19 protein-coding genes and 1 pseudogene are annotated in these 17,702 nt (G+C 69.2%); 19 read left to right on the top strand and 1 reads right to left on the bottom strand.

Annotated elements, in window-relative coordinates:
* Positions 1-51 precede the first annotated feature (51 nt).
* From atpE to VGU03_RS14015, 11 genes are all read left to right on the top strand, one after another.
* Positions 52-330, top strand: a complete 279-nt coding sequence (gene atpE / locus VGU03_RS14065; protein WP_291196641.1) for a F0F1 ATP synthase subunit C — start codon at positions 52-54, stop codon at positions 328-330.
* A gap of 94 nt (positions 331-424) precedes the next feature.
* Positions 425-895, top strand: coding sequence for a F0F1 ATP synthase subunit B (locus VGU03_RS14060; RefSeq protein WP_291196643.1), 471 nt, complete (start codon positions 425-427; stop codon positions 893-895).
* Between the two features lie 2 nt (positions 896-897).
* Positions 898-1,431, top strand: a complete 534-nt coding sequence (locus tag VGU03_RS14055) for a F0F1 ATP synthase subunit delta (protein ID WP_327481561.1) — start codon at positions 898-900, stop codon at positions 1,429-1,431.
* Between the two features lie 128 nt (positions 1,432-1,559).
* Positions 1,560-3,110, top strand: a complete 1,551-nt coding sequence (gene atpA / locus VGU03_RS14050; protein ID WP_327481560.1) for a F0F1 ATP synthase subunit alpha — start codon at positions 1,560-1,562, stop codon at positions 3,108-3,110.
* A 121-nt stretch (positions 3,111-3,231) separates the two neighbouring features.
* The gene (atpG, locus tag VGU03_RS14045) at positions 3,232-4,149 is read left to right on the top strand and encodes a F0F1 ATP synthase subunit gamma (RefSeq protein WP_327481558.1); all 918 of its coding nucleotides are present in this window, start codon (positions 3,232-3,234) and stop codon (positions 4,147-4,149) included.
* Between the two features lie 188 nt (positions 4,150-4,337).
* Positions 4,338-5,771 (top strand): F0F1 ATP synthase subunit beta, encoded by a 1,434-nt coding sequence (atpD, locus tag VGU03_RS14040; RefSeq protein ID WP_327473473.1) that lies wholly within the window; start codon positions 4,338-4,340, stop codon positions 5,769-5,771.
* Between the two features lie 114 nt (positions 5,772-5,885).
* Positions 5,886-6,314: a F0F1 ATP synthase subunit epsilon gene (locus tag VGU03_RS14035; RefSeq protein WP_327481556.1), complete on the top strand. Its 429-nt coding sequence runs from the start codon at positions 5,886-5,888 to the stop codon at positions 6,312-6,314.
* Positions 6,315-6,586: 272 nt separating this feature from the next.
* On the top strand, positions 6,587-7,105 hold the full coding sequence (locus VGU03_RS14030) for a hypothetical protein (protein ID WP_327481555.1): 519 nt from the start codon (positions 6,587-6,589) through the stop codon (positions 7,103-7,105).
* Between the two features lie 73 nt (positions 7,106-7,178).
* Complete coding sequence (locus tag VGU03_RS14025) at positions 7,179-8,261, top strand: DUF748 domain-containing protein (protein ID WP_327481554.1); 1,083 nt, start codon at positions 7,179-7,181, stop codon at positions 8,259-8,261.
* A gap of 61 nt (positions 8,262-8,322) precedes the next feature.
* The gene (glmU, locus tag VGU03_RS14020) at positions 8,323-9,693 is read left to right on the top strand and encodes a bifunctional UDP-N-acetylglucosamine diphosphorylase/glucosamine-1-phosphate N-acetyltransferase GlmU (protein WP_327481552.1); all 1,371 of its coding nucleotides are present in this window, start codon (positions 8,323-8,325) and stop codon (positions 9,691-9,693) included.
* Entirely contained in the window at positions 9,690-10,223 is a 534-nt protein-coding gene (locus VGU03_RS14015) for an AAA family ATPase (protein ID WP_327481550.1), read from the top strand. The genes glmU and VGU03_RS14015 overlap by 4 nt, the downstream gene beginning before the upstream one ends.
* Here the strand turns inward: VGU03_RS14015 and VGU03_RS14010 are convergent.
* A complete protein-coding gene (locus VGU03_RS14010) occupies positions 10,214-11,209 on the bottom strand; it encodes a pteridine-dependent deoxygenase (protein ID WP_327481548.1) in 996 nt (331 codons plus the stop codon). The two genes, VGU03_RS14015 and VGU03_RS14010, sit on opposite strands and share 10 nt — an antisense overlap.
* A gap of 89 nt (positions 11,210-11,298) precedes the next feature.
* Here VGU03_RS14010 and VGU03_RS14005 point away from each other — a divergent pair, with 89 nt between their 5' ends.
* The 8 genes and pseudogenes from VGU03_RS14005 (at position 11,299) to fabG (ending at position 17,687) form a co-directional block, all read left to right on the top strand.
* Positions 11,299-11,568 (top strand): phosphopantetheine-binding protein, encoded by a 270-nt coding sequence (locus VGU03_RS14005; protein WP_327481546.1) that lies wholly within the window; start codon positions 11,299-11,301, stop codon positions 11,566-11,568.
* A 291-nt stretch (positions 11,569-11,859) separates the two neighbouring features.
* Positions 11,860-12,046: pseudogene (locus VGU03_RS15670) on the top strand (hypothetical protein); the annotation flags it as partial.
* A 308-nt stretch (positions 12,047-12,354) separates the two neighbouring features.
* A complete protein-coding gene (locus VGU03_RS13995; protein WP_327481542.1) occupies positions 12,355-12,660 on the top strand; it encodes a hydroxymyristoyl-ACP dehydratase in 306 nt (101 codons plus the stop codon).
* Positions 12,657-13,610: an acyltransferase gene (locus VGU03_RS13990; RefSeq protein WP_327481540.1), complete on the top strand. Its 954-nt coding sequence runs from the start codon at positions 12,657-12,659 to the stop codon at positions 13,608-13,610. The genes VGU03_RS13995 and VGU03_RS13990 overlap by 4 nt, the downstream gene beginning before the upstream one ends.
* A complete protein-coding gene (locus VGU03_RS13985; protein ID WP_327481538.1) occupies positions 13,534-14,172 on the top strand; it encodes a LolA-related protein in 639 nt (212 codons plus the stop codon). Before VGU03_RS13990 ends, VGU03_RS13985 begins: the two co-directional genes overlap by 77 nt.
* Before the next feature lie 2 nt (positions 14,173-14,174).
* Positions 14,175-16,529, top strand: a complete 2,355-nt coding sequence (locus VGU03_RS13980) for an MMPL family transporter (protein WP_327481536.1) — start codon at positions 14,175-14,177, stop codon at positions 16,527-16,529.
* Entirely contained in the window at positions 16,513-16,953 is a 441-nt protein-coding gene (locus VGU03_RS13975; protein ID WP_327481534.1) for a phosphotransferase, read from the top strand. Before VGU03_RS13980 ends, VGU03_RS13975 begins: the two co-directional genes overlap by 17 nt.
* Positions 16,950-17,687 (top strand): 3-oxoacyl-ACP reductase FabG, encoded by a 738-nt coding sequence (fabG, locus tag VGU03_RS13970; protein WP_327481532.1) that lies wholly within the window; start codon positions 16,950-16,952, stop codon positions 17,685-17,687. Before VGU03_RS13975 ends, fabG begins: the two co-directional genes overlap by 4 nt.
* Positions 17,688-17,702: the final 15 nt, after the last annotated feature.

The raw sequence follows: 17,702 nt of genomic DNA, 5'->3' as shown, positions 1-17,702 counted from the left end.
TGCAGTTCTTTTTCATCGAACAACTAAGCTTTTCTTTCTGAGGAGATCGTCGTGGAAGCTATCGTTCAAATCGCGCAAATCCAGGGTTTCACCGCCATCGCGCTGGGCCTGATCATCGGCCTGGGCGCTCTGGGCGCCTGTATCGGTATCGGCGTCATGGGCTCGAAGTTCCTCGAAGCCGCCGCTCGCCAGCCTGAGCTGGTGCCGCTGCTGCAGGGCCGCATGTTCCTGCTGGCCGGCCTGATCGACGCGGCGTTCCTGATCGGCGTGGCGCTGGCGATGTACTTCGCCGTGGCCAACCCGCTGCTGTCGGCCCTGACGGCAAAGTAAGCACGAGGCGGCGCCTGCGCGCCGCTCCCCTACGGGCGCCCGCGCCAGCGGCGCCCGTATCCGTACCACCCCGCATTTAACAGGTAACGCAGCGATGGATTTCAACGCGACCTTGATCGGCGAAATGATCGCCTTCGCGATCCTGATCTGGTTCACCGTCCAGTTCATCTGGCCGCACATCAACAAGGCCATCGAAGAGCGCCAGCTCAAGATCGCCGAAGGCCTCGACGCCGCCGAGCGCGCCCGCGCCGAGCTGCGCGATGCCGACAGCAAGGTCGCCGCCGAGATCAAGGTGGCGCGCCAGCAGGCGGCCGAGATCATCGACCGCGCCCAGCAGCAGGCCAACCAGATCTTGGACAAGGCCCGCGCCGACGCCATCGGCGAGATCAACCGCCTGAAGGCCAGCGCGCAGGACGACATCGCCTCGATGGCCCAGCGTGCCCGCGAGGAGCTGCGCGAGAAAGTCGGCGCGCTCGCCGTGCAGGGCGCCGCCAAGATCGTGCAGCGCGAGATCGATCCGGCCGCGCACAAGGCGTTGCTCGACCAGCTCGCCACCGAGATCTGACCATGGCCCAGGCAATCACCCTCGCCCGTCCGTACGCGCGCGCCGCTTTCGAGCTGGCGCACGAGGCCGGCACGCTCGGCGAATGGTCGCAGGCGTTCGCCTTCGCCGCTGCGGTGGCGAAGGACCCCCGCGTGGCCGCGCTGGTTGGCGACCCGCGCGTGCAGCCGGCGCAGCTGGTGGCGCTGCACCTGCCGCAGGGCATGGGCGCGGATACCGCCTTCGCGCAGTTCCTCAAGACGCTGGCCGAACAGCGCCGCCTGGCACTGTTGCCGGAAGTGGCCGAGCTGTACGAGGACCACAAGCGTGAAGCTGGCTCGCAGCTGAAGGTCAAGGTGACCAGCGCGAGGGCGCTGGACGCTGCCCAGGCCGAACAGCTGAAGGCGTCGCTCAAGCGCCGCTTCAGGCGCGAGATCGAGCTGGAAGCGAAGGTCGATCCGGCGCTGCTCGGCGGCGTGGTGATCGACACCGGCAACGAGGTGATCGACGGCTCCGCGCGCGGTCGCCTGCAGCGCCTCGCCTCTGCGCTGATCAGTTGATTAGACGCGGCATCCGTGCCGCGAAAGCAGAACCGGCCATCCGTGGCCGAGTTTGAAAAAAAACCTAGAGCAAGCCGGCCATGGGGTCGGACGCTTGAAAAAGCATTCCCAAATTCAGGAAAGCGACCATGTCCAGCACCACTCTGAACCCGTCCGAGATCAGCGAACTGATCAAGAGCCGCATCGAGCAGTTCAAGCTCGGCGCTGAGGCCCGCAACGAAGGCACCATCATCAGCGTGTCCGACGGCATCGTGCGCATCCACGGCCTGGCCGACGTGATGCAGGGCGAAATGATCGAGCTGCCGGGCAATGCCTACGCGCTCGCGCTGAACCTCGAGCGCGACTCCGTCGGCGCCGTGGTGCTGGGCGAGTTCCAGCACCTCAAGGAAGGCGACACCGCCAAGACCACCGGTCGCATTCTCGAAGTGCCGGTCGGCCCCGAGCTGCTCGGCCGCGTCGTCGACGCGCTGGGCAACCCGATCGACGGCAAGGGCCCGATCGCCGCCAAGAAGACCTCGCCGATCGAGAAGGTCGCGCCGGGCGTGGTGTGGCGCAAGTCGGTCGACCAGCCGGTGCAGACCGGCTACAAGGCGATCGACTCGATGATCCCGATCGGCCGCGGCCAGCGCGAGCTGATCATCGGCGACCGCCAGACCGGCAAGACCGCCGTGGCGATCGACGCGATCATCAACCAGAAAGATTCCGGCATCTACAGCATCTACGTCGCGATCGGCCAGAAGCGCTCGTCGATCGCCAACGTGGTGCGCAAGCTCGAAGAGAACGGTGCGCTGGCGAACACCATCGTGGTCGTCGCCTCGGCTTCCGAGTCGGCCGCGCTGCAGTACATCGCACCGTATTCCGGCTGCGCCATGGGCGAGTACTTCCGCGACCGCGGCGAAGACGCGCTGATCGTGTACGACGACCTGTCCAAGCAGGCCGTGGCCTACCGCCAGATCTCGCTGCTCCTCAAGCGCCCGCCGGGCCGCGAAGCCTACCCGGGCGACGTGTTCTACCTGCATTCGCGCCTGCTCGAGCGCGCCGCGCGCGTGAACGAGGCCTACGTCGAGAAGGAAACCAACGGCGAGGTCAAGGGCAAGACCGGCTCGCTCACCGCGCTGCCGATCATCGAGACCCAGGCCGGCGACGTGTCCGCATTCGTGCCGACCAACGTGATCTCGATCACCGACGGTCAGATCTTCCTGGAAACCGATCTGTTCAACGCCGGTATCCGTCCGGCCGTGAACGCCGGTATCTCGGTGTCGCGCGTCGGTGGTGCGGCGCAGACCAAGATCGTCAAGAAGCTCTCCGGCGGCGTGAAGCTGTCGCTGGCCCAGTTCCGCGAGCTGGCCGCGTTCGCGCAGTTCGCCTCGGACCTGGATCCGGCCACCCGCGCCCAGCTCGACCGCGGCCAGCGCGTGACCGAGCTGATGAAGCAGAAGCAGTACGCGCCGCTGTCGATCGCCGAGCTCGCGCTGTCGGTGTATGCCGCCGAGAAGGGCTACCTGGACGACCTGCCGGTCGGCAAGGTGCTCGACTTCGAGCGTGGCCTGCACGCGTTCTTCCATCAGAACCACGCGGAACTGATGAAGAAGATCGTCGCCACCGGCGACTGGAACGGCGAGATCGAGGGCGTCTTCAAGAGCGGCCTGGACGAATACAAGAAGACCGGTTCCTGGTGAACCAGCCCGGGAACAGGGAACGGAAACAGGGAACATGCGGATAGCGGCAAGTGCAGCCCGAACTCCACGTTCCCCGTTCCCCAGTCCCCGTTCCCCCGAGCAAGCATAGCGAGCGAGACCCATGGCAAGCGGACGCGAAATCAAAACCAAGATCAAGAGCACGCAGAACATGCGCAAGGTGACGCGTGCGCTCGAGATGGTCTCGGCCTCGAAGATCCGCAAGGCGCAGGACCTGATGAAGGCCTCGCGTCCGTACGCGCGGATGATGCGCCGGGTGATCGCCCACGTGGCCCAGGCCAACACGGACTTCAAGCATCCGTTCCTCCTCGAGCGCGAGAACGTCGCGCGCGTGGCTTTCATCGTGATCTCCACCGACCGCGGCCTGTGCGGCGGCCTGAACTCCAACCTGTTCCGCCGCGTGCTGCCGGCCGTGCGCGAATGGCAGGACAAGGGCGCGCAGGTCGACGTGGTCGCCATCGGCCAGAAGGCGATCCAGTTCTTCCGCCGCATCAAGGGCGTCAACCTGGTCGGCAGCGTCAGCCATCTGGGCGAGCGGCCCAAGCTCGAGCAACTGGTCGGCGTGATCAAGGTCGTGCTGGACGCCTATGCGGCCAACGGCCTGGATCGCGTGTTCCTGGCCTACAACGACTTCGTCAACACCATGACGCAGAAGCCAATGGTCGATGCGCTGCTGCCGCTGCCGCTGGTCGCGGCCGAGCTGGCCGCGCAGCAGGCCTCGGGCGACAACGCCTACGCCGGCATCACGCTCGAGCAGACCCACGACTGGGACTACATCTACGAACCGGACGCCGCGGCGGTGCTGGAGCACGTGCTCGGTCGCTACATCGAGTCGGTGGTGTACCAGGGCGTGCTGGAGAACCTCGCCAGCGAGCACGCCGCGCGCATGGTCGCCATGAAGAGCGCCTCGGACAACGCCAACAAGGTCATCGCCGAGCTGACCCTGAGCTACAACAAGGCGCGCCAGGCGGCGATCACCCAGGAAATTTCTGAAATCGTGGGCGGTGCCGCGGCTGTATGAGTGCAGGCATCCATGCCTGCAGAAGCAAGTCGAGAAGCGGCCATCCATGGCCGCGGTTGAATCAAGGCGATCATCCGTGATCGCACGGCAAGATCAAAAAGCAACCATCCATGGTTGCACTCTTAGATAGAGCGACGCTTCGGCGGCGCTGTAACGAAAACTTGAAAGAATCCATCCGGAGCACATCCATGAGCCAGGGCAAAGTTGTTCAGATCATCGGCGCGGTCATCGACGTCGAGTTCGCGCGCGATCAGGTGCCGCAGGTGTACGACGCACTGAAGATCGACGGCATGGACATCACGCTGGAGGTCCAGCAGGTGCTGGGCGACGGCGTCGTGCGCACCATCGCGCTGGGCTCCACCGAAGGCCTGCGTCGCGGCCTGGTCGCGCGCAACACCGGCGAGGGCATCAAGGTGCCGGTCGGCAGCGCCACGCTCGGCCGCATCATGGACGTGCTCGGCAACCCGATCGACGAGGTCGGCCCGATCAACGCGGAAGACCACTGGGTCATCCATCGCGAAGCGCCGACCTATGACGAGCAGGCCGCGGCCAATGAGCTGCTCGAGACCGGCATCAAGGTGATCGACCTGGTCTGCCCGTTCGCCAAGGGCGGCAAGGTCGGCCTGTTCGGCGGCGCCGGCGTGGGCAAGACCGTGAACATGCTCGAGCTGATCAACAACATCGCGACCCAGCACTCGGGCCTGTCGGTGTTCGCCGGCGTGGGCGAGCGTACCCGCGAGGGCAACGACTTCTACCACGAGATGCAGGACGCGGGCGTGGTCAAGCTCGACAACCTGCCCGAGTCGAAGGTGGCGATGGTCTACGGCCAGATGAACGAGCCGCCGGGCAACCGCCTGCGCGTGGCGCTGACCGGCCTGACCATGGCCGAGTACTTCCGCGACCAGAAGGACGCGTCCGGCAAGGGCAAGGACGTGCTGCTGTTCGTCGACAACATCTACCGCTACACCCTGGCCGGCACCGAGGTGTCCGCGCTGCTCGGCCGTATGCCCTCCGCGGTGGGCTACCAGCCGACCCTGGCCGAGGAAATGGGCGTGCTGCAGGAGCGCATCACCTCCACCAAGACCGGCTCGATCACCTCGATCCAGGCCGTGTACGTGCCCGCGGACGACCTGACCGACCCGTCGCCGGCCACGACGTTCGCCCATCTGGACGCCACCGTGGTGCTGTCGCGTAACATCGCCGCGCTGGGCATCTATCCGGCGGTGGACCCGCTGGATTCGACCAGTCGCCAGCTCGATCCGAACGTGATCGGCGCCGAGCACTACGACGTCGCCCGCCGCGTGCAGGGCACGCTGCAGCGCTACAAGGAGCTCAAGGACATCATCGCGATCCTGGGCATGGACGAGCTGTCCGAGGAAGACAAGCAGGTGGTGTCGCGCGCGCGCAAGTGCGAGCGCTTCTTCAGCCAGCCTTTCCACGTGGCCGAAGTGTTCACCGGCGCGCCGGGCAAGTACGTCTCGCTGGCCGAGACCATCCGCGGCTTCAAGATGATCGTGGACGGCGACGTCGACCACCTGCCGGAGCAGGCGTTCTACATGGTCGGCGGCATCGACGAGGCGATCAAGAAGGGCGAGGAGATGTCCGCCAAGAAGGCGGCCTGATGTAAAGGCGGGGAATGGGGCACAGGGAGCGGGGAACGTGTAGTTCGCCGTAGCCTGGGCCTTCCGTTCCCCGTTCCCCGTTCCCGTTCCCGTCGAGCACAGCGAGACAAACCCATGGCAACCACCATCCGCGTCGAAGTCGTCAGCGCCGAAGCCGCGATCTACTCGGGCGAGGCCACGATGGTCGTCGCCACCGGCGACCAGGGCGAGCTCGGCATCACCCCGCGCCACGCCCCGCTGATCACCCGCCTCAAGCCGGGCAAGGTCGTCGTGACCGAGGCCGGCGGCGAGAAGGTAGACATCTCGATCACCGGCGGCGGCATCCTGGAAGTGCAGCCGCACGCGGTCACCGTACTGGCCGATACCGCGCTGCGTTCGGAGGACATCGACGAAGCCGCCGCGCTGGCCGCCAAAAAGGAAGCCGAGGACGCGCTGGCCAACCGCTCCGACGCCATCGACGTGGCCGAGGCGCAGGCCAAGCTGGTCGCCGCGCTGACCCAGCTGCAGGCGCTGGAGCGCCTGCGCAGGAACCTCAAGCACTGACGGGCTTCCTGGCCTGACGAAAGACGCCGGCCTCGCGCCGGCGTTTTCGTTTCTGCTCTTTTAGCTCCTCCTCCGGGGAGAGGGTTGGCGTGAGAGGCCACTGTTGCGAAAGGACTTGGCTTCCAAGTTGCCGCTCGCCAAGCTTCCCGCGAGCCCCAACCCCTCACCGCGGTCCTCTCCCGGGAGGAAAGAGGAGGCAGAGCCTCTCCTGCGAACTTGGTACTTGCGTCCCTGCCCGCTAGGCTGTCCCACGGCATCCAGGAGGGACGACCATGACCCGCGCGATCACTCTGCTCGCAGCCGCCACGCTGCTGGCCGGCTGTGCTCACACGGCATCGAGGCCGCCCGCCGAACCTGGCTTCGGTTCGGCCAGTTACCGCGCCGCCGAAGGCACTGGCCTGGCGCACTACCACCTGGCGATGGGGCAGATCGCCATAGGCGCCACGCTCGAGGCGCACCCAGCACCCACCTACCCCGATGCCATGCTTGCCACCTGCCAGCCGCGGGTCGAACTGCCGGCAAGGGTGATCGTTGACGCACGGGGCAGCGTCGATGAAGTGCGGATGAGCCCGCCGCAGGCGCTAAGCCCTTTCGCCGACGCCGTACGCCAGGCCGTGCAGGGCTGGCGCTACACCCCGCTCACGATCACCCGCTGGGCTGCCGACGCAGACGGCGCCAGCCACCCGGTGGACAGCGAGGCCAAGCCCTTCAGCCTTGACTACGTTTTCACCTTCCGCTGCGAGCACGGCCATACCGCAGTGACGTCCGGTCCGGAGCAGGCGGCCCGCTGATCGCGCCGCCTTGGACACGGCGCCCACACTTGCGCGCCTAGACTCAAGGCGAGCTGGGCTGCCAGGAGCGCGCATGAGACACGTCGCCCGCCGCACGCTGATCGTCGTGCTGGCCATCGTCGCGCTGCTGGTGGCGGCGCGACTGGCCCTACCCTATGTGGTCAAGGACTACCTCAACCGCAAGATGGACCACATGGGCGATTACCACGGCCACATCGCCGACATCGACATCCATCTCTGGCGCGGCGCCTACAGCATCGACGCCCTGCGGATCGACAAGGTCACCGGCAAGGTGCCGGTGCCGTTCTTCTCCGCCGCCACCACCGACATCGCTCTGAGCTGGCGCGCGCTGACCCACGGCACCGTGCGCGGGCGCGTCGAGTTCGACCAGGCCAGCCTCAACTTCGTCGATGGCGAGGGCAAGGCCTCCGGCCAGTCCGGCAAGGGCGTGGACTGGCGCCAGCAGCTGGAAATGCTGCTGCCGATCCGGCTGGACGAGGTGCGCGTGCGCCGCAGCCAGGTCACCTTCCACAATTTCGTATCGAAGCCGAAGGTCGATTTGAAGATGACCGACGTCGACGCCACCGTGGTCAACCTGACCAACGCCGACCGCAGCCAAGGCCGGCGCGTAGCCGACCTCGATGCCACCGCCAAGGTACTTGGCAACGCTCCGCTGACCGCCAAGGCCAGCTTCGACCCGCTCGCGCCGCAACTGCTGGACTTCACCTTCGCCCTGCGCGTGAACGACATCGAGCTGACGCGCCTCAACGACCTGGCCCGCGCCTACGCCAAGCTGGACTTTGCCGGCGGGCACGGCACCTTCGTGATGCAATTGGAGGCCAAGGACGGCGCGCTCGACGGTTATGCCAAGCCGTTGCTGCACGACGTGCAGATCTTCAGCTGGAAGCAGGACGTAGAGGAAGAACACCAGAACCCGCTGCGTATCGCCTGGGAGGCCCTCGCGCAGGGCATCACCTCGCTGTTCAAGAACCACCAGCAGGACCAGTTCGCCACCCGCATACCGATCAGCGGCCGCATCGACAACAAGGACATCAGCACCTGGGGCGCGATCGTCGGTGTGCTGCACAACGCCTTCGTCCAGGCTTACTCGCCCAAGCTCGAGGACCTCAAGCCCGCGCCCGCGAAGAAGGACTGATCCGTCCGCTCAGGCGAGCGCTGCTATCCTCGCCGGCCTGCCACCTCACCATGGGTCGAAGATGCCAGCCACGCCCCTGCACGTCGTGATCCTCGCCGCCGGCGAGGGCAAGCGGATGAAATCGCGCAAGCCCAAGGTGCTCATGCCGCTGGCGGGTCGCCCGCTGCTGGCGCACGTGCTGGACACGGCGCGCGCGCTTTCACCGTTCGCGATCCACGTGGTCTACGGACATGCCGGCGACCAGTTGCGCGCCGCCTTCGCCCAGGAAGCGGACCTGCGCTGGGTCGAACAGACCGAGCGCCTCGGTACCGGCCATGCGCTCGCACAGGCGCTTGCAGGCATCCCGGGCGAGGCGCGCGTGCTCGTGCTCTACGGCGACGTACCGCTGTTGCGCGCCAGCACGCTCGCACCGCTCGCACAGACCTCGGGCCTGGCCCTGCTTGCCACCGCGCTGGAGGACCCGCACGGCTACGGCCGCGTGTTGCGCGACCCATCCGGCCGTGTCGCCGGCGTGGTCGAGGAGAAGGACGCCGATACCGCCCAGCGTTCGATCCGCCTGGTCAATACCGGCATCCTGGCCGGCGATGTGGCAGCGCTCGCCCGGTGGATCGCCCGGCTGGACCGCAACAACGCGCAGGGCGAGTACTACCTCACCGACGTGTTCGCGATGGCCGCCGCCGAGGGCTGCCCGGCCGCCTGCGTGGAATGCGCCGATCCCGTCGAGGCGGCCGGAGCCAACAACCCGGTGCAGCTGGCCGAGCTGGAGGACCACCACCGCCGCCGCGCGACGCGCGAGCTGATGCTCGCCGGCGTGCGCATCGCCGATCCGCGCCGACTGGAGCTGCGCGGCACGGTCGATGCCGGCATGGACGTGGAACTGGACATCGACGTGGTCCTCGAAGGACGCGTCGTGCTGGGCGACGACGTGCGCATCGGCGCGTTCGTGCGGCTCAAGGACGTCGAGCTGGCCGCCGGCACCGTGGTGCTCGCCCATTGCGACCTCGAAGGCGTCGTCACTCGTGGCGCCTGCGCCATCGGCCCGTTCGCACGCCTGCGCCCCGGCACCGAACTGGCCGCCGGCGTGCACATCGGCAACTTCGTCGAGACCAAGCAGGCCCGCCTGGGCGAGGGCAGCAAGGCCAATCACCTCAGCTATCTTGGCGACGCGCGGATCGGCGCGGGCGTCAACGTCGGCGCGGGCACCATCACCTGCAACTACGACGGCGCCAACAAGCACGTCACCACCATCGACGATGGCGCCTTCATCGGTTCCAACGCCGCGCTGGTGGCCCCGCTGACGATCGGCGCCCGCGCCACCATCGGTGCCGGTTCGGTGGTTACCCATGACGCGCCGGCCGATACGCTGACCATCGCACGCGGCCGCCAGATCAGCCTGGAGGGCTGGCAGCGGCCGCAAAAAAAGCCCAAGTGAGCGGCCTGCTGATCGTGCTGGCCGGCCTGCCCGGCGCTGGCAAGACCACCCTGGCGCGGGCGCTGGCGGCGCGCACCGGCGCGGTGCACCTGCGCATCGACACGATCGAGCAGGCCTTGCGCCACGCGGGCATCGCACCCGAGGAGGAAGGTTATGCCATCGCGATGGCCCTGGCCGGCGACCAGCTCGCACTCGGCCACGTGGTGATCGCCGATGCGGTCAACGCGGTCGAGCAGGCGCGCCGTGGATGGCGGGCGACGGCCGCTGGCGCCCAGGCGCGGCTGGTCGAGATCGAGGTTTGCTGCTCCGACGCCATCGAGCACCGGCGCCGGGTGGAAACCCGGCGAGCGGATATCGCCGGCCTCGAGTTGCCGGACTGGGCACGGGTGTCGGCACGCGACTACGCGCCGTGGGACCACCCGCCGCTGCGCATCGATACCGCCCATCGCACGGCCGACGACTGCGTGGCCGAGTTGCTGCCGCAGCTGCCGCGGGCGACGGATGCCGCGCTGGCGCGCGATCAGGCGTAGCGCCAGCCGTCGATCTCCACCAACAGCTCGCGCCGGCAGATGTCGCCGTGCAGCAGCAGTACCGGCACGCCGGGCAGGCGGCGGGCGATGAACTCGCGCACCTGCGCGGCATCGGCCGGATGGCGCACGTACGCCTTCAACGGCGAATGGGTGTCGAAGCCCTCGGCCATGCCTGCGGTGGCCAGCAGGGTGTCGAGGTTGGTGAAGGTTTCCGCCAGTTGCGCATGCAGGTCGTCGGCATGGGTCGAAGCATGGCCCACGACCGCGGCGGTTCCGGAGATCGCCAGCACGTCGGCCGCCGGCAAGGCCATCGCACGGGCGAAGCTGGGCGGGGTGCGGCCGTACTGCCTGGGGTAGCGCCAGGCGCTGACCTGGCGCGGGTTTTCCACCCGCTCACCGGGCTGGTCGCAGGCGAGCAGGTAGACCTGCAACACCGGTCGCGCTCCGTGGTGCCCGATCGCCGTGGCGGCGGGGAAGCCGTCGGCGAAAAAGTCGCCCATGCCGGCGGCGCGGCCGTCGCAGAACAGCTTGTAACGCTCGGCGTCGTCCTCGCCCTGGTTGATCGCAGCCAGGTAATTCCAGACGCGCAGCACATGGCGCTCGGCGTGCGCCCCGACCACGCAGCGAAGCTCTTCATAGGCGTGCCGCGCAGTAGCGCGTGGGCCGCCGTGGTCGCTCTCGTCCAGCTCGATGCCGGCAAACAGCCAGCCGCCGCCGCGCGCCCAGCGCACCGCGCCATCGCAGCCGTGCTCGACCGGTGCATCGACCTGCCACACCTCCAGCGGCCCGGGCGCATCGAAACATTCCAGCTCGATCCTCAGGTAGCGGGGATCTTCCATCTCCTGCGCGCCGGCGCCAAATCCGAACACCGCCAGCGTGCCGGCCTCGGCCAAGGCCCAGGCCGCCCCGCCGCCGCGGTAGGTGACCCGTGGCGCGCGACGGGGCGGCACGGCCTCGGCCAGGGTGTTTTCGCAAGCTTCAGCCATGCGTCGCGGAACCGGGAATAAAGGCCGCTATGTTACACTCCGCGCCCGCTGCCGCCGGGGGGAGGCACACATGGGGTACGGACTACGCAATGGCAGAACAGACCGCGGCGCAGCACGAGCTGGCCACCTTGATCGTCCAGAGCTTGAATCTCGATTCGCTGACGGCCGAGCAGATCGATCCGGACGCACCGCTGTTCGGCGGCGACCTCGGGCTCGACTCGATCGATGCGCTGGAGATCGCGCTCGCCGTATCCAAACGCTACGGGTTCCAGCTGCGCTCGGACAACCCGGACAACCGCCGCATCTTCACCAGCCTGGCCACGCTCGCGGCGCACATCGAGCAGAGCCGCGCCGCCTGAACGGGCGTGCACGCGCGGCAATGACGCCTTCGACAGGTTCCTGCGCGGATCATCCCGCCCACCTCTGCTGATGCACGCGCACGCCATGTCCGAGACCCGGCACGCGCAAACGCGCCCATTGCCGCTGCTGCTCGCCTACCCGCTGCTGGCCGTCGCCGGCGCGCTCACCCATTGGCAAGCCTTGACGCTGGCTGCGTCCGCCTTGCTGGCAGGCCTGCTGCTGTGGCCGGCGCTGCGCGCCGGCCGGCCGGGCGCATGGCTGGCGTGGCTGGGCCTGCTCGGCGGCCTGGCTTGGCTTGCCGCGCGCGGCCTCGCGGCGCTCGCCCTGGACGCGGTGCCGCTGCTGCTGAACGTGTTGCTCGCCTGGCTGTTCGGCCGCACCTTGCGGGCCGGGCGCCAGCCGCTCGTCGCGCAGTTCATCGAGGCCATCGAAGGCACGCCGCGGCTGGCGATGCCGGGCATCGCGCGCTATGCGCGCCGGCTCACCGCGTTCTGGGCCACGCTGCTGGGCGGGCAGGCGCTGGTGCTGGGCGCCATGCTGTTCTGCCAGGTACCCGGAGGCATCCTGGCGCGGCTGGGCCTGCCCTCGCCATGGCCGGTGCCGCTGGCGTGGGTCCAGGGCTACATGCACGCGGGCGCCTACCTGCTGCTGGGTGCGGTCTTCGTGCTGGAGTATCTGTTCCGCCGCTGGCACCTGCGCCATCTGCCGCACCTGGCGCTACCGGCGCTGTTGCACCGGCTGGCCCTGCGCTGGCCGCAGCTGGTCCGCGGCAGGAACCACGCGCCATGACCCCCTGTGCCTATCAGACGACGTTTTGCTTCGCGCCGGATCACCCGAGCCTGCCCGGGCATTTCCCGGGGCGCCCGCTCGTCGCCGGCGTGCTGCTGCTCGAACAGGTGGCCCGAGCGCTGCGCGCCTGGCGCGGCGAGCGCTTGGCCTGCGTGTGGGAGGCCAAGTTCGTCGCCCCGCTCGGCCCGGCGGAGACTGCCCAATTGCAGTTGACGCCGGCAGGCGCACGGGTACGCTTCGAGATACACCGCGGCAGCCAGCTGCTCGCGCGCGGCCTGGTCGAGGGAGCGGCGGACGCATGAATCATCATTGGCAAAGCCGGCCCGAGGGCGGCGGCCGTTTCGCGCTGTGGCTGATCCGCAGCATCGCGCTGCATGGCGGGCGGCGGTTCGGGCGGCTGTTCCTCTATCCGATCACGCTCTATTTCTTCCTGCGGCGGGAACCCGAGCGGACCGCCTCGCGCGCCTACCTGAGCCGCGTATTCGGCCGGCGCGCCTCGTCCTGGGAGGTGATGCGGCACATCCACTGCTTCGCGGCCACGACCTTGGACCGGATCTTCCTGCTCGCCCACGGCGAGAAGAATTTCGAGATCGAGACCGTCGGCCTGGAGATGCTCGACGAACGGTTGGCGCAAGGCCGCGGCGTGCTCCTCTTCGGCTCGCACCAAGGGAGTTTCGAGGCGCTGCGCGCGATCGGCGCGCGCCGCCCGGAAATGCCGCTGCGCGTGCTGCTGGACAAGCAGAAGACCCCGGCGATGACCGAACTGCTCGAAGCGCTCGCGCCGGACGTGGGCGCTTGCGTGATCGACGCCTCGCAGGACGGCACCTCGATCACCCTGGCCATCAACGAGGCCTGCCAGCACGGCGCGCTGGTGGCGTTGCTGGCCGACCGCGGGCGCGCCCACGAGGCCTTGCGGCACGTTCCCTTCCTCGGCCAGAACGCGCCGTTCCCGGTGGGGCCCTGGTTGCTGGCGCATTCGCTGAAGGTACCGGTGGTGCTGTGCTTCGGCCTGTACCTGGGCGGCCGGCGCTACCGGCTGGTGTTCGAACCGCTGGCCGACCGGGTGGACATCCCGCGCCACAACCGCGGCCCGGCGCTGGACGCACTCATCGCCCGTTATGCCCAGCGACTGGAACATTACGTCCACGTAGTTCCCTACAACTGGTTCAATTTCTATGATTTCTGGCAGCAAGATCAGCGCACTGCTGTGCGCCCTGGCCCTGGCTTGCTCGGCGAACGCCTCGGCACCTGACGCCACCGATGCGCTGATCAGCCAGCTCGGCCGCCCCGCGCCCGCGCGCACCGCCTTTGCCGAGGCGCGCTTCATGCAGGTGCTCGATCGCCCGTTGGTGGTTTCCGGCGAGCTGGCCTGGCTGGGCGGGGACACCCTCGAGCGCCACGTGGAGAAGCCGCACGCGGAAACCGCGCGCATCGCCGGGGGCAAGGTGACCCAGCAGCGCGAAGGCAAGGGCGAGCGCAGCTTCTCGCTGGAGCGCGCGCCGCAGCTGAAGGTGCTGGTCGACAGCTTCGTCGCCCTGCTCGGCGGCGACGCCAGCCGCCTGCGCAAGGCCTTCGCGATCGCCCGCCGCGGCGACGCGCACGGCGCCTGGTCGCTGATCCTGACGCCGCGCGACCTCGCGGTGGCGCGTACCGTGGCCAGCATCCGCATCGACGGCGAGAACGGACAAGCGCGCTGCATGTGGATGCAGGAGGCCGACGGCGACGTCGCCGTCGACCTGCTCGGCAGCCTGGCCGCGAAGATGCCGGCGGCGCCCACCCGCGAGGCGCTCGCCGCGCTCTGCAAGGGCGGATGAGCATGCGCGGCAGGCCGGGCACGCCGCAGCGCGTACGCGTCGCCCTGCTGGCTGCGGCGTGGCTGCTGGCCTTGGCCCTGCTGGGCCTGTGGGTGGTGCAGCGGCTTCACGTCAGCACCGACTTGCGCAGCTTCATGCCGGCGCCGACCACGCCCGACCAGCGCCTGCTGATGGAGCAGGTGGGCGAGGGCCCCGGTTCGCGCCTGCTGCTGCTGGCGATCGCCGGCGCGGACGAGGCCAGCCTCGCCAGGCTCAGTCAGGGCTTGGCTGCGAAGCTCAAGTCCGACCCCCGTTATGCGCAGGTGCTCAACGGCAGCTTCGACCTCACCGCGCTCGACGCGAAGCTGCTGCCCTACCGCTACCTGCTCTCGCCTACGCTCGATACGCGCACGCTGGACGCGCCGTTCCTGCGCGAGGAACTGGAGCAGCGGCTGGACGACCTGTCCTCGCCGGCGGCGAGCCTGCTCAAGGACCTGCTGCCGCGCGACCCGACGCTGGAGGTACTCAAGCTCGCCCAGCGCTGGGCGCCGGCCCGTGCGCCGGAGGTGCGCGAGGGCGTGTGGTTCTCGCCACAGGGCGAGGCGCTGCTGCTGGTGCAGACGACGGCCCCCGGCTTCGACCCGGACGCACAGCAGGCGGCGATCGGCGGCATCGAAGCGGCACTGCGCGCGCTGCCCGGCGGCAGGGCGGCCCGGCTGACCGTATCCGGCCCGGGCTACTTCAGCGTCGTCGCCAGCGCGCAGACGCGCCAGCAGGCGGATTGGATCGGCCGCATTTCCACCCTTGGCTTCATTGCGCTGCTGCTGCTGGCCTACCGCAGCGTGAGTTCGCTGCTGCTGGCCGCGCTGCCGGTGGCCAGCGGCGCACTGGCCGGCATCGCCGCGCTGACGCTGGCCTACCCGCAGGTCCATGGCATCACGCTGGCGTTCGGCTTCACCCTGCTCGGCGTGGCGCAGGAATACCCGATCCGCGTGTTGAGCCACCGTCGCGCGGGCGAGGATGCGGTGGCGAGCGTGCGCGACCTGTGGCCGCTGCTGCTCACCGCGATCGCCTCGGCGTGCATCGCCTACCTGGCCTTCTATGCCTCGGGCGTCAATGGCCTCAAACAGCTGGCGGTGTTCACGATCGTCGGCCTGCTGGCGGCCGGCTTCAGCACGCGCTACCTGCTGCCGCAGTTGCTGCCGGCGCGGGTGCGCGACGTCGCCGAGCTGTCGTGGCTGGTGCGCCTGCGCGCGGCGGTCGATGCGCTGCCGCGGCCGCGCTGGATCCCCTGGCTGGTGGCCGTGCTCATCGTGGGCATGCTGGGGCTCGCGCGCGGGCCGTTCTGGCAGAACGACCTGGCCGCGCTGACCCCGCTGCCGACCGACCTGCTGCAACGCGACGCCCGCCTGCGCGCGGCGCTGGGCGCGCCGGACGTGCGCTACCTGCTGATCCTGGAAGCGGCCACGCCCGACGCGGTGCTGGCGCTGTCCGAACGGCTGCAGCCGAAGGCGGACAGGTTGATCGCGCAGCATGCCGTCGATGCGATCGAGCTGCCCTCGCGCTACCTGCCCAGCACCTCGACCCAGCGTGCACGCCAGCAGAAATTGCCCGACCGCGCCATGCTGGAGCATGCGCTCGCGCAGGCCACCGAAGGCCTACCGTTCCGCAGCGGCCTTTTCGCTCCCTTCGTCGCCGACGTGGAAACCGCGCGCGTACTGCCGCCGCTCACGCCCGGTGCGTTCGCGGCCAGTCCGCTCGGCCAACGCCTGGCCGCGATGCTGGTCCAGCGAGACGGCCGCTGGCTGGGCCTGGGCACGGTCAGCGGCGTGCACGATGCGGCGGCGCTGGCGGCACTGGCCCAGGGCAGCGGCGGAGGCGTGCGCGTGCTCGACCTGAAGGCCGCCGCCGAGTCGCTGGTGATCGCCTACCGCACCCGCATCCTGCAGGCCCTGCTGGCCGCCGCGGCATTGCTGGTGCTGACCATCGGCCTGGCCTTGCGCAGCCTGCGCCGCGCCTGGCACGTGCTGGCACCGATGACGCTGGCGACCTTCCTGGTGCTGGCGGTCGAGCGCGTGGCCGGGGTGGAGGTTTCGCTGTTCCATCTGGTCGCGCTGATCCTTGCCGGCGGACTGGGCCTGCACTATGCGCTGTTCTTCGAGCGCGACACCGGCGACGCGGCCGAGCAGCGTCGCACGCTGCATGCCACGCTGGTCTGCGTGCTCTCGGCGCTGCTGGTGTTCGGCATGCTGGCCTGGGCGACGATCCCCGTGCTGCGCGCGATCGGCCTGACGGTCAGCCTGGGCGTGGCCTTCCATTTCTGCCTTTCCATCCTGATGGCGCCGCACGCGCCCGCCGACGATGCTGCCGAAAAGTGACTGGGCGCACCTGATCCCGCACGCGGGCGACATGTGCCTGCTCGATGCCGTGCTGGCGTGGGACGAGCACGCCATCCACGCCCGCAGCGACGGGCATGCCCGCCCCGGCCATCCGCTGCGCGGGCCGCATGGCCTGCACGCGGTGCACCTGGCCGAGTTCGGCGCCCAGGCGATGGCCGTGCACGGCGCGTTGCTGGCGCGTGCGCGTGGCATCGAGACGGTGCGCGCGGGTCTGCTGGTCAGCCTGCGCGATGTCGCCCTGGCGATCGAATACGTATCGCCGGACGCATGTCTGGACGTCCACTCGCATTGCATGTACGCCGACGATGCCGGCGCCCAGTACGCCTTCCGCGTGGAACAGGCCGGCCGCGTGCTGGCCAGCGGCCGCGCGGCGGTGATCCACCCCCACGAGGCCCTGCCATGAACACGAAGACGTCACTGCGCCGCGCGCTGGTCACCGGCGGCAGCGGCGACCTGGGCAGCGCGATCTGCCACGCGCTGGCGGCGGCCGGCTACCAGGTGATCGTGCACGCCCACAGCGCGCCGGCGCGCGCCGAGGCCGTGGCATCGGCCATCCGCGACCGCGGTGGAGAGGCATGGGTGACCGTGTTCGACGTCGCCGATGCGACGGCCGCGCGGCTCGCCACCGAAGCGCTCCTGCGCGACGGCCCGATCCACGCGGTGGTCAGCAACGCCGGCGTGCACGACGATGCGCCGATGGCGGGCATGGCCGCCGAGCAATGGCAGCGGGTCATCGACGTCTCGCTGCACGGCTTCTTCCACGTGGTCCAGCCGCTGCTGCTGCCAATGGCGCGGGCGCGCTTCGGACGCGTGGTGGCGGTCGGCTCGGTGGCCGGCCAGCTCGGCAACCGGGGCCAGGCCAATTACGCGGCGGCCAAGGCCGGCCTGCACGGCGCGGTGAAGTCGCTGGCGCGCGAGATGGCTTCGCGCGGCATCACTGCGAACGTGGTGGCGCCTGGGGTCATCGAGGGACGCATGGCCGGCGAACACTTCCCGCCCGAGCGCATCCGCGAGATGGTGCCGGCGCAGCGGGCCGGCCGGCCGGAAGAGGTGGCCGCGCTGGTCGCCTTTCTCTGCTCGGAGGCAGCCGGCTACGTCAACGGGCAGGTCATCGGCGTCAACGGCGGCATGGCCTGACCCGCCCGAGCTCTG

Origin of the sequence: Frateuria sp., from assembly GCF_035944355.1 — a bacterium.
Lineage (GTDB): Bacteria > Pseudomonadota > Gammaproteobacteria > Xanthomonadales > Rhodanobacteraceae > Frateuria_A.
The sequence above is the reverse complement of the archived record's forward strand: the minus strand, read 5'-3'. Positions and strand labels throughout refer to the sequence as shown.

Coding starts and splice junctions, on each gene's coding strand:
- VGU03_RS14060 (WP_291196643.1), top strand. CDS start 425: ATGGATTTCAACGCGACCTTGATCGGCGAAATGATCGCCTTCGCGATC.
- VGU03_RS14055 (WP_327481561.1), top strand. CDS start 898: ATGGCCCAGGCAATCACCCTCGCCCGTCCGTACGCGCGCGCCGCTTTC.
- atpA (WP_327481560.1), top strand. CDS start 1,560: ATGTCCAGCACCACTCTGAACCCGTCCGAGATCAGCGAACTGATCAAG.
- atpG (WP_327481558.1), top strand. CDS start 3,232: ATGGCAAGCGGACGCGAAATCAAAACCAAGATCAAGAGCACGCAGAAC.
- atpD (WP_327473473.1), top strand. CDS start 4,338: ATGAGCCAGGGCAAAGTTGTTCAGATCATCGGCGCGGTCATCGACGTC.
- VGU03_RS14035 (WP_327481556.1), top strand. CDS start 5,886: ATGGCAACCACCATCCGCGTCGAAGTCGTCAGCGCCGAAGCCGCGATC.
- VGU03_RS14030 (WP_327481555.1), top strand. CDS start 6,587: ATGACCCGCGCGATCACTCTGCTCGCAGCCGCCACGCTGCTGGCCGGC.
- VGU03_RS14025 (WP_327481554.1), top strand. CDS start 7,179: ATGAGACACGTCGCCCGCCGCACGCTGATCGTCGTGCTGGCCATCGTC.
- glmU (WP_327481552.1), top strand. CDS start 8,323: ATGCCAGCCACGCCCCTGCACGTCGTGATCCTCGCCGCCGGCGAGGGC.
- VGU03_RS14010 (WP_327481548.1), bottom strand. CDS start 11,209: ATGGCTGAAGCTTGCGAAAACACCCTGGCCGAGGCCGTGCCGCCCCGT.
- VGU03_RS14005 (WP_327481546.1), top strand. CDS start 11,299: ATGGCAGAACAGACCGCGGCGCAGCACGAGCTGGCCACCTTGATCGTC.
- VGU03_RS13995 (WP_327481542.1), top strand. CDS start 12,355: ATGACCCCCTGTGCCTATCAGACGACGTTTTGCTTCGCGCCGGATCAC.
- VGU03_RS13990 (WP_327481540.1), top strand. CDS start 12,657: ATGAATCATCATTGGCAAAGCCGGCCCGAGGGCGGCGGCCGTTTCGCG.
- VGU03_RS13985 (WP_327481538.1), top strand. CDS start 13,534: ATGATTTCTGGCAGCAAGATCAGCGCACTGCTGTGCGCCCTGGCCCTG.
- VGU03_RS13980 (WP_327481536.1), top strand. CDS start 14,175: ATGCGCGGCAGGCCGGGCACGCCGCAGCGCGTACGCGTCGCCCTGCTG.
- VGU03_RS13975 (WP_327481534.1), top strand. CDS start 16,513: ATGCTGCCGAAAAGTGACTGGGCGCACCTGATCCCGCACGCGGGCGAC.
- fabG (WP_327481532.1), top strand. CDS start 16,950: ATGAACACGAAGACGTCACTGCGCCGCGCGCTGGTCACCGGCGGCAGC.